7 protein-coding genes are annotated in these 9,844 nt (G+C 70.9%); all 7 read right to left on the minus strand.

What is annotated here, in order from left to right:
- Positions 1-129 precede the first annotated feature (129 nt).
- Complete coding sequence (locus IF67_RS0133115; protein WP_030991989.1) at positions 130-663, minus strand: GNAT family N-acetyltransferase; 534 nt, start codon at positions 661-663, stop codon at positions 130-132.
- A gap of 24 nt (positions 664-687) precedes the next feature.
- Complete coding sequence (locus tag IF67_RS0133120; RefSeq protein WP_030991991.1) at positions 688-1,533, minus strand: GNAT family N-acetyltransferase; 846 nt, start codon at positions 1,531-1,533, stop codon at positions 688-690.
- Between the two features lie 175 nt (positions 1,534-1,708).
- Entirely contained in the window at positions 1,709-2,866 is a 1,158-nt protein-coding gene (gene ispG, locus IF67_RS0133125) for a flavodoxin-dependent (E)-4-hydroxy-3-methylbut-2-enyl-diphosphate synthase (RefSeq protein WP_030991992.1), read from the minus strand.
- Between the two features lie 173 nt (positions 2,867-3,039).
- Positions 3,040-4,341 carry a M50 family metallopeptidase gene (locus tag IF67_RS0133130; RefSeq protein WP_030991994.1) on the minus strand — a complete coding sequence of 434 codons (1,302 nt, stop codon included), beginning with the start codon at positions 4,339-4,341 and terminating at the stop codon, positions 3,040-3,042.
- Positions 4,338-5,612 carry a 1-deoxy-D-xylulose-5-phosphate reductoisomerase gene (gene dxr / locus IF67_RS0133135; RefSeq protein ID WP_030991996.1) on the minus strand — a complete coding sequence of 425 codons (1,275 nt, stop codon included), beginning with the start codon at positions 5,610-5,612 and terminating at the stop codon, positions 4,338-4,340. The genes IF67_RS0133130 and dxr overlap by 4 nt, the downstream gene beginning before the upstream one ends.
- 145 nt (positions 5,613-5,757) lie before the next feature.
- Positions 5,758-7,677: an acyl-CoA dehydrogenase family protein gene (locus tag IF67_RS0133140; protein WP_030991998.1), complete on the minus strand. Its 1,920-nt coding sequence runs from the start codon at positions 7,675-7,677 to the stop codon at positions 5,758-5,760.
- Between the two features lie 508 nt (positions 7,678-8,185).
- Complete coding sequence (locus IF67_RS0133145) at positions 8,186-9,646, minus strand: aldehyde dehydrogenase family protein (RefSeq protein ID WP_030992000.1); 1,461 nt, start codon at positions 9,644-9,646, stop codon at positions 8,186-8,188.
- Positions 9,647-9,844: the final 198 nt, after the last annotated feature.

Here is a 9,844-nt window from a genome sequence, read left to right on the forward strand (position 1 = left end):
GCGTATCCGCTGCGCTTTGCCTCGGTCCACGTTTTTGGCTTTCCCGCCGTGGTGGTGTCTCGCCGTTGCGCCTGCGGCGGGCGGGGCCGCTGCGCGGGGCTGTGGGTGGTGGAAAAGAAAAAGAGGGGCTCAGCGCTTGAGAGGGAGCGGGGCGCCCATCACCGCGTACGGGGTGGGGGCGCTGGGGAAGAGGACGCGGCGGGCGATGTCCTGGTAGCCCAGGGAGCGGTACAGGCGGCGGGCGGGGCTTTCGGTGTCGATGGCGGAGAGGATGGAGCGGAGTTCGCCGGCCTCGTCCGTGATGCGGGTGATCAGTGTCCGGCCGATGCCTCGGTGCTGGTAGGCGGGGTGGACGTGCAGCTCGGTGATGGTGAAGGAGCCGTCGAGCCAGTGGTCGAGGCCCTCGCCTCGGAGGTAGGGCTCGACGACGGTGGACCACCAGTGGGCGCGGTCGTTGGGCATGCCGTAGACGAAGCCGACCAGCCGGCCCGCGGGGGTGGTGGCGCCGAGGGCGCGGGCACCGGTGCAGGCGAAATGGCGCAGCACGATGTGCCGGCGGACGGCGATCTCCTCGTCGCTCAGGCCGAACGCAAGCGCTTGGACGGCCAGCGCGTCGTCCACGCGGGCAGCGAGATCAAGGGGGCCGACCGCGACGTCATCCATGCTCGGAGCGTACAAGGCGGCGGGTCAGAAAAGTACGCTCATGAAGGCGCCGACTTCCTCGAAGCCCACGCGCCGGTAGGAGGCGCGGGCGGCGGTGTTGAAGTCGTTGACGTAGAGGCTGACCACGGGGGCGACGTCGCTGAGGGCGTAGCGCAGCACGGCGGCCATACCGGTCTCCGACAGGCCCTTGCCGCGATAGGCGGGGTCGACCCAGACGCCCTGGATCTGGCAGGCCCGCTGGGTGGCGGCGCCGATCTCGGCCTTGAAGATGACCTTGCCGTTCTCGATACGGGCGAAGGAGCGGCCGGAGCCGACGAGTTCGGCGACCCGGGCCTGGTAGAGGAGCCCGCCGTCGCCCGCCATCGGGGAGATGCCGACCTCTTCGGTGAACATGGCCACGCACGCGGGCATGATCAGGTCCATCTCGTTCTTGCGGATCCGCCGGACGTACGGGTCGGGGGCGATCTCGGCGGACGGTGCGGTGGTGACCATCAGGGGCTGATGGGCGCGGACCTCGCGGGCCGGTCCCCAGTAAGGCTCCAGGAGCGACCACAGCTCGGCGGTGGGCTCCTCGGGGCCGACGATGGAGGAGCAGCGGCGGCCCTGGCGGCGGGCGCGTTCGGCGAAGCCACGGACCGCTTCGGGGGTGGCGCAGACGGGGACGAGGTTGGCTCCGGCGTAGCAGAGCGCCTCCAGACGGCCCCTGACGTACCAGCCCCACATCTCGCCGCCCAGCCGCCAGGGGTCGAGGCCGGCGACCTGTACGCGGGCGGCGACAAAGGCGTTGGCGACCGGGTCGCGGTCCAGGACCGCGAGCGCATCGTCGAGGTCCCCGGGCTCGAGGACCTTGATGGTGGTGGTCGTCAGCACGTGTCGGAAAGCCTCACCGTTACGGGCCTGGGAGGCCAGGCGGGAGCAGGTCTTGGCACTTTACCTCGCGCCTGCGGGGAGCACCCTGCCGCCGAGGGCCGGATCGTCCCGGCCAGGGGTGAGCCCCGCGGCCCGGGGCGGGCGGCGGGGCTCAGGAGCTGCGGGCGGCGCCGGGTCAGCCGGCGACGGCCACGGTCGGCTCGCCGGAGGCGATGCCGTCCTTCTCCATCTGCTCGGCGATCTTCAAGGCCTCTTCGATGAGGGTCTCGACGATCTTCGACTCGGGGACGGTCTTGATGACCTCGCCCTTGACGAAGATCTGGCCCTTGCCGTTGCCGGAGGCGACGCCGAGATCGGCCTCGCGGGCCTCGCCGGGGCCATTGACGACGCAGCCCATGACGGCGACGCGGAGCGGCACCTCCATGCCGTCCAGGCCCGCGGTGACCTCCTCGGCGAGCTTGTAGACGTCGACCTGGGCGCGGCCGCAGGACGGGCAGGAGACGATCTCCAGCCGGCGCTGGCGGAGGTTGAGCGACTCCAGGATGGAGATGCCGACCTTGATCTCTTCGGCGGGCGGCGCGGACAGCGAGACGCGGATGGTGTCGCCGATGCCCTCGCTGAGCAGTGCGCCGAAGGCGACGGCGGACTTGATGGTGCCCTGGAAGGCAGGGCCGGCCTCCGTGACGCCGAGGTGGAGGGGGTAGTCCGACTGGGCGGCGAGCTGGCGGTAGGCGTTGACCATCACGACCGGGTCGTTGTGCTTGACCGAGATCTTGATGTCGCGGAAGCCGTGCTCCTCGAAGAGGGACGCCTCCCACAGCGCGGACTCGACGAGCGCCTCGGGGGTCGCCTTGCCGTACTTCTGGAGCAGGCGGCGGTCCAGGGAGCCGGCGTTGACGCCGATCCGGATCGGGGTGCCGGCGTCGGAGGCCGCCTTGGCGATCTCCTTGACCTTGTCGTCGAACTGCTTGATGTTGCCGGGGTTGACCCGGACCGCGGCGCAGCCGGCGTCGATCGCGGCGAAGACGTACTTCGGCTGGAAATGGATGTCCGCAATGACCGGAATCTGAGACTTGCGGGCGATCACGGGCAGCGCGTCGGCGTCGTCCTGCGTCGGGCAGGCGACCCGGACGATCTGGCAGCCGGAGGCCGTCAGCTCGGCGATCTGCTGAAGCGTGGCGCCGATGTCGGACGTCCGCGTGGTCGTCATCGACTGCACCGAGACCGGTGCGTCTCCGCCCACGGCGACCGTGCCGACCTGGATCTTGCGGCTGACCCGGCGGTCGGCAAGCTTGGTCGGTACGTCCGGCATTCCCAGTGAAATGGCAGTCATCTGGCGAGCAACCCCAAGGTGTGGATCTAGGCCCCGCATCGGCGGGCTCCGGTCTTCGAGATTACGTCACGGGGGTCGCGGCAAGCACATCGCTCCCCTGTGGCGCCACGAAAGGAGACGGCCGGACGCCTCCAAACGCCACGGAGGTGTCCGGCCGCCGCCAAACGTGCTTTCTAGGTCAGCTTCACCGGATTCACCACGTCGGCGACGAGCACCAGCAGCGTGAAGCAGATGAAGATCCCGGCGACGACGTAGGCCACCGGCATCAGCTTGGCGACGTCGAAGGGACCGGGGTCGGGACGCCGGACGATCTTGGCGAAGGCCCGTCGGACCGACTCCCACACGGCGCCGGCGATGTGCCCGCCGTCCAGCGGCAGCAGCGGCAGCATGTTGAACAGGAACAGCGAGAGGTTGAAGCCGGCGACCAGGAAGAGCATGGTCGCCACCCGCTGCTCCGGCGGGATGTTCAGGGAGAAGACCTCGCCGCCGACCCGGGCCGCGCCGACCACGCCCATCGGGGAGTCCTGCTTGCGCTCTCCGCCGTTGAAGGCCGCGTCCCACAGGTCCGGGACCTTGGCGGGCAGGTTTATCAGCGAGGAGACCCCCTGCTCGACCATGTTGCCCATGCGGTCGACGGACTGGCCGAAGGACTGCTGGACGACGCCGCTGGCCGGTGTGAAGCCGAGGAATCCGGCGGTGACGAACTGTCCGGGGACATAGCCGCCGTGGCCGTCGGTCTTGGCGACCTTGTTCTCGATGAGGTCGGCGTGCAGGGTCCGGCGCGCGCCGTGCCGCTCCACGACGAGCGTCGCGGGTCCGGTGGTGTCGCGGATCTGCTGCTGGAGGGCTCCCCAGTCCGGCACGGCGTGGCCGTTGAACGAGACGATCTTGTCGCCGGCCCGGAGGCCCGCGGCCTCGGCCGGGGAGTCCTTGGCGCCGCGCGGGCACTTGTCGGTCTTGGCGGCGGCCGAGATGACGCACTCCGAGACGGAGCCGACCTGGGTGGTCTGGGTGTTGATGCCGAAGCCCATCAGCACGCTCATGAAGATCACAACCGCCAGGATCAGATTCATGAACGGCCCGGCGAACATCACGATGACGCGCTTCCAGGGCTTACGGGTGTAGAAGAGCCGCTTCTCGTCGCCGGGCTGGAGCTCCTCGAAGGCCGCCGAGCGGGCGTCCTCGATCATGCCGCGGAACGGCGACGTGGAGCGGGCCTGGAGCTTTCCGTCGTCGCCGGGCGGGAACATCCCGATCATGCGGATGTAGCCGCCGAGCGGGACGGCCTTGATGCCGTACTCGGTGTCGCCCTTCTTACGGGAGAAGATCGTCGGCCCGAAGCCCACCATGTACTGCGGCACGCGGATACCGAACAGCTTGGCCGTGGAGAGATGGCCGAGCTCGTGCCAGGCAATGGAGAACAGCAGGCCGACGACGAAGACGACTATGCCGAGGATGGTCATCCAGGTCGTCATGCGCGAGCCTCCGAAGGTGTCCGTGCCGCACGGGCGGCCAGTTCGCGGGCGCGGGCGCGCGCCCAGGTCTCCGCCTCGAGGACGTCCGCGACACTCAGGGAAGTTCCCCCGGCGGGCGTTCCGTGTTCGGCGACCACTGCGGCGACGGTATCCACAATCCCTGTGAAGGGCAGCCCGCCCTTGAGGAACGCGTCCACGCATTCCTCGTTCGCCGCGTTGAAGACGGCGGGGGCGGTGCCGCCCAGATCACCGACGTGGCGGGCCAGCGGGACGGACGGGAAGGCCTCCTCGTCCAGCGGGAAGAACTCCCAGGTCTGCGCCTTCGTCCAGTCCACGCCCGGTGCGGCGTCCGGGACCCGCTCGGGCCAGCCGATGCCCAGCGCGATCGGCATCCGCATGTCGGGCGGGCTGGCCTGGGCGAGCGTGGAGCCGTCGGTGAACTCCACCATCGAGTGGATGTAGGACTGCGGGTGGACGACGACCTCGATGCGGTCGAAGGGCACGTCGAAGAGCAGATGCGCCTCGATGACCTCCAGGCCCTTGTTGACGAGGGTCGCCGAGTTGATGGTGACGACCGGGCCCATCGACCAGGTGGGGTGGGCCAGCGCCTGCTCGGGCGTGACCCCGGCCAGCTCCTTCTTCGTACGGCCGCGGAACGGACCGCCGGAAGCGGTGACGACGAGCTTGCGGACCTCGGCGCGCTCGCCGCCGGCCAGCGCCTGGAAGAGCGCGGAGTGCTCGGAGTCGACGGGGATGATCTGGCCGGGCTCGGCGAGGGCCTTGACCAGCGGGCCGCCGACGATCAGCGACTCCTTGTTGGCGAGGGCCAGCACCCGGCCCGCCTTCAGGGCGGCCAGGGTCGGGGCGAGGCCGATGGAGCCGGTGATGCCGTTGAGGACGGTGTGGCAGGGGGAGGCGGCCAGCTCGGTGGCCGCGTCGGGGCCGGCCAGGATCTCGGGCAGCGGCTCGCCCGCGCCGTAGCGGTCGGCCAGTGCCGTACGCAGCGCGGGCACCGCGTCCTCGCGCGCCACGGCGACGGCGGCCACCCGCAGCTGGTGCGCCTGATCGGCGAGCAGCTCGACCCGGCCGCCGGCCGCGGAGAGCGCGGTCACCCGGAAGCGGTCGGGATTGCGCAGCACGATGTCGATCGCCTGGGTGCCGATCGAGCCGGTCGAGCCGAGCACCACGAGGGAACGGGGGCCGCGCGGGCCGTCAGGGTCGCCGGAGGCCGGCTCGAAACGCGTATGCGGGTGGGCGAGGGAGTCCGTCATGTGGTCCATTGTGGCCGGTCGCCCAGGGGCCGTGGACACCAAGGGCGTGTCTTACGGATCATCGGGCCCCGCCCGCTGTGCACGGCACGCCCCAAGGCCGGCCCGAAGCTCCCGGACCGGCCCAGGGGTGTGCGGTGCGGGCCGCTCAGCGGATGGGCCGCCGGACGTTGTCCGTCCGGCTCGGGCCCGGGGTGGCGTCGGCGATCCAGGGGCCGTCGCCGCTGGGGTCGATCATGCCTTCCTCCAGCCAGGTGTAGCTGCCGTCGAGGACCCCGTGGACGACCTTGCGGTCGAGCTCGTCGGTGTTGGTCCACAGCCGGCCGAACAGCTCCTCGACGCGGATCCGCGCCTGCCGGCAGAACGCCTCGGCCAGCTGCTGTGCCTCCCGGCCGTGCTCCCCGGTCTCGTTCAGGTACTCGGCCCGTACACAGGCGGCGCTCATCGCGAAGAGCTCGGCGCCGATGTCCACGATCCGGCCGAGGAAGCCCTGCTTGGTCTCCATCCGGCCCTGCCAGCGGGACATCGCGTAGAAGGTGGAGCGGGCAAGCTTGCGGGAGGCCCGTTCGACATACCGCAGATGGCCGGCGAGCTGGCCGAACTCCTGGTACGTACGCGGGAGTTGGCCCGGCCCGGCGACGAGCTTGGGCAGCCAGCGGGCGTAGAAGCCGCCGGCCTTGGCCGCGGCCCGGCCCTTGTCGGCGAGGGTCTTGTCCGGGTCGATGAGGTCGCCGGCGACCGACAGATGGGCGTCCACCGCCTCGCGGGCGATCAGCAGATGCATGATCTCCGTCGAGCCCTCGAAGATCCGGTTGATGCGCATATCGCGCAGCATCTGCTCGGCGGGGACGGCGCGTTCGCCGCGGGCGGCGAGCGAGTCGGCGGTCTCGAAGCCGCGGCCGCCGCGGATCTGGACGAGCTCGTCGGCCATCAGCCAGCCCATCTCGGAGCCGTAGAGCTTGGCGAGGGCGGCCTCGATGCGGATGTCGTTGCGGTTCTCGTCGGCCATCTGGGAGGAGAGGTCGACGACCGCTTCGAGGGCGAAGGTGGTGGCGGCGATGAAGGAGATCTTGGCGCCGACGGCCTCGTGCTTGGCGACCGGCCGGCCCCACTGCTCGCGGGCCCCGGCCCACTCGCGGGCGATCTTCAGGCACCACTTGCCGGAACCGACGCACATCGCGGGCAGCGAGAGCCGGCCGGTGTTGAGGGTGGTCAGGGCGATCTTCAGGCCGGCGCCCTCGGGCCCGATGCGGTTGGCGGCGGGGACCCGTACCTGGTGGAAGCGGGTCACCCCGTTCTCCAGGCCGCGCAGACCCATGAAGGCGTTGCGGTTCTCGACCGTGATGCCCGGGGAGTCGGCCTCGACGACGAAGGCCGTGATGCCGCCCTTGTGCCCCTCGGAGGCGGGCACTCGCGCCATCACCACCAACAGGTCGGCGACCACACCGTTGGTGGTCCACAACTTGACCCCGTCGAGGACGTAGTCCGTGCCGTCCGGGACCGCCAGGGTCGCCAGCCGGGCCGGGTCCGAGCCGACATCGGGTTCGGTCAGCAGGAACGCCGAGATGTCCGTACGGGCACAGCGCGGCAGGAACGTCTCCTTCTGCTCCTTGGTACCGAACAGCTTCAGGGGCTGCGGCACGCCGATCGACTGGTGTGCGGAGAGCAGCGCGCCGATGGCGGGGCTGGCGGTGCCGACCAGGGCCAGGGCGCGGTTGTAGTAGACCTGGGTCAGGCCCAGGCCGCCGTACTTCGGGTCGATCTTCATGCCGAACGCGCCGAGCTCCTTGAGCCCGTTCACGGTCTCGTCCGGGATCTGCCCCTCGCGCTCGATCCGGGCGCCGTCGATCTCCGTCTCGCAGAAGGCGCGCAGCGTGGCGAGGAACTTCTCGCCACGGCGCACGTCGTCGACCGCGGGGGTCGGGTGCGGATGGATGAGGTCGAGCCGGAAACGCCCCAGGAACAGTTCCTTGGCGAAGCTGGGCTTGCGCCAGTCCTGCTCGCGGGCCGCCTCGGCGACCTGGCGTGCTTCGCGCTCGGAAACGTTGCGGATGGATGGAGCGGTCATCAGGAGCTCACCTCGCCGCGGGATCGGGAGTTCTGCGCCGGCGGGCCGGTCGGCCGCTGGACAGCGCTACTTGTGAGAGTTACCCGATCCGCGCGGGTTGCACCACGGGAGGCGGCGGGAGATGGCCGCGCGGCAGGCCACTCCCCGCCAAGCGGGACATACCCCCCGGCATCGGTCCGGGGCCGCTCGCCGCCCTCCGCCGTTCGGGGGGTGCGGCATACCGCGCTGGTTGTACGCACGGCCCCCGCTCCTCCCCCGGGGGACCGCCGCGACTCCCCCTCAAACAGGAGGAAGGGAGGGGCTTTGGCCGCATACCGTCAAGATCCGGCATGACGGGAGAGGTGATGCCGGAGCAAAAAAGGGGGACGCGGCGCGCTCCGGAAACAGGGTGCCGGAGCGCGCCGCGTCGAGGCCGGCGCCGGGGGGTGCGCCGGCCGGGGTCCGGTTGGTGATACGGCCCAAGGGATGGCCGTCGCTGTCCACCGGTCCGGACCGGGTCGGGCGGAGGTTACAACGCCAGGCCCGTGAGGACCAGCACCCGCTCATAGGTGTAGTCGTCCATCGCGAACCGCACGCCCTCGCGGCCCACACCGGACTGCTTGACGCCGCCGTACGGCATCTGGTCGGCACGGTAGGACGGCACATCGCCGACGATCACGCCGCCGACCTCCAGCGCACGGTGGGCGCGGAAGGCGGTCTGGACGTCGTGCGTGAACACGCCCGCCTGGAGGCCGAACTTCGAGTCGTTGACGGCCGCGAACGCCTCGGCCTCCCCGTCGACCTTCCTGAGGGTGAGCACCGGGCCGAAGACCTCTTCGCAGGCGAGAGTGGCGTCGGCGGGCACGTCCTCCAGGACGGTCGGCGCGTAGGAGGCGCCGTCGCGCTTGCCGCCCGCGAGCAGCTTCGCGCCGCGCTCCACGGCCTCGTCGACCCAGCTCTCGACGCGCTTGGCGGCGTCCTCGTTCACCAGCGGGCCGACCTCGGTCGCGTCGTCCGACGGGTCACCGGTGACCTGCGCCTCGACGGCCGCCACGATCTTGGGCACCAGACGGTCGTAGACGGAGGCGTCGGCGATCACCCGCTGCACCGAGATGCAGGACTGGCCGCCCTGGTAGTTGGAGAAGGTGGCGATGCGCTGCGCCGCCCAGTCCAGGTCCGCCTCGGACGAGAAGTCCGGCAGGACGACGGCCGCGCCGTTGCCGCCGAGCTCCAGGGTGCAGTGCTTGCGCGGCACCGAGTCCAGGATCGCGTAACCGACCTTCTCGGAGCCGGTGAAGGAGACGACCGGCAGCCGCTCGTCCTGCACCAGCGCCGGCATCCGGTCGTTGGGCACCGGGAGGATCGACCAGGAACCGGCCGGCAGCTCGGTCTCGGCCAGCAGCTCGCCGAGGATCAGACCGGAGAGCGGGGTGGCCGGGGCCGGCTTGAGGATGATCGGGGCACCGGCCGCGATGGCCGGGGCGATCTTGTGGGCGCAGAGGTTCAGCGGGAAGTTGAACGGGGCGATGCCCAGGACCGTGCCGCGCGGGAAGCGACGGGTCAGCGCGAGCCGGCCGGCGCCGCCCGCGTCGGTGTCCAGGCGCTGCGCCTCGCCGCCGTTGAAGCGGCGGGCCTCCTCGGCGGCGAAACGGAACACGGAGACGGCCCGGCCGACCTCGCCGCGGGCCCACTTCATGGGCTTGCCGTTCTCCGCGGAGATCAGCCGGGCGATCTCCTCCGTACGCTCCACCAGCCGGCGGTGCACATGGTCCAGCGCGGCGGCCCGCACATGCGCGGGGGTGGCGGCGAGTTCGTCCTGGACCGCGACGGAGGCGGCGAGGGCCTCCTCGACCTGCGCCTCGGTGGGGACGCTCACCGTGCCGACGAGGCGTCCGTCCCAGGGAGAGGTGACATCGAAGGTGGCCTCGCCGGTGGCCTGACGGCCGGCGAGCCAAAAGGCGGTGGGGGCTGCATCAGTGGGGATCGGCACAGTGGAACCCGGCCCTTCAGAAGTGGTGGGTGATGCGCATGGCTCAGGGAGCGGCTCTGCGGTTTTGACTCTGGACCCACGGTAGGGGTGCGGCGGCGCCGTGGCGTTTGTCCGAAGCGTAGTAATGGGGACGGCCGTCTCTCCGTGGTGGAGGGGGTGCGCGGAGGGGGGCGGGGGCTTGTGGAGCGGATCGGGGCG

The organism is Streptomyces sp. NRRL S-1813, from assembly GCF_000719605.1.
Classification (GTDB): Bacteria; Actinomycetota; Actinomycetes; order Streptomycetales; family Streptomycetaceae; genus Streptomyces; species Streptomyces decoyicus.

What these genes read in the sequence shown, in the direction of transcription:
- ispG (WP_030991992.1), bottom strand. Translation starts at nt 2,866, where the DNA reads ATGACTGCCATTTCACTGGGAATGCCGGACGTACCGACCAAGCTTGCC.
- IF67_RS0133130 (WP_030991994.1), bottom strand. Translation starts at nt 4,341, where the DNA reads ATGACGACCTGGATGACCATCCTCGGCATAGTCGTCTTCGTCGTCGGC.
- IF67_RS0133115 (WP_030991989.1), bottom strand. Translation starts at nt 663, where the DNA reads ATGGATGACGTCGCGGTCGGCCCCCTTGATCTCGCTGCCCGCGTGGAC.
- dxr (WP_030991996.1), bottom strand. Translation starts at nt 5,612, where the DNA reads ATGACGGACTCCCTCGCCCACCCGCATACGCGTTTCGAGCCGGCCTCC.
- IF67_RS0133140 (WP_030991998.1), bottom strand. Translation starts at nt 7,677, where the DNA reads ATGACCGCTCCATCCATCCGCAACGTTTCCGAGCGCGAAGCACGCCAG.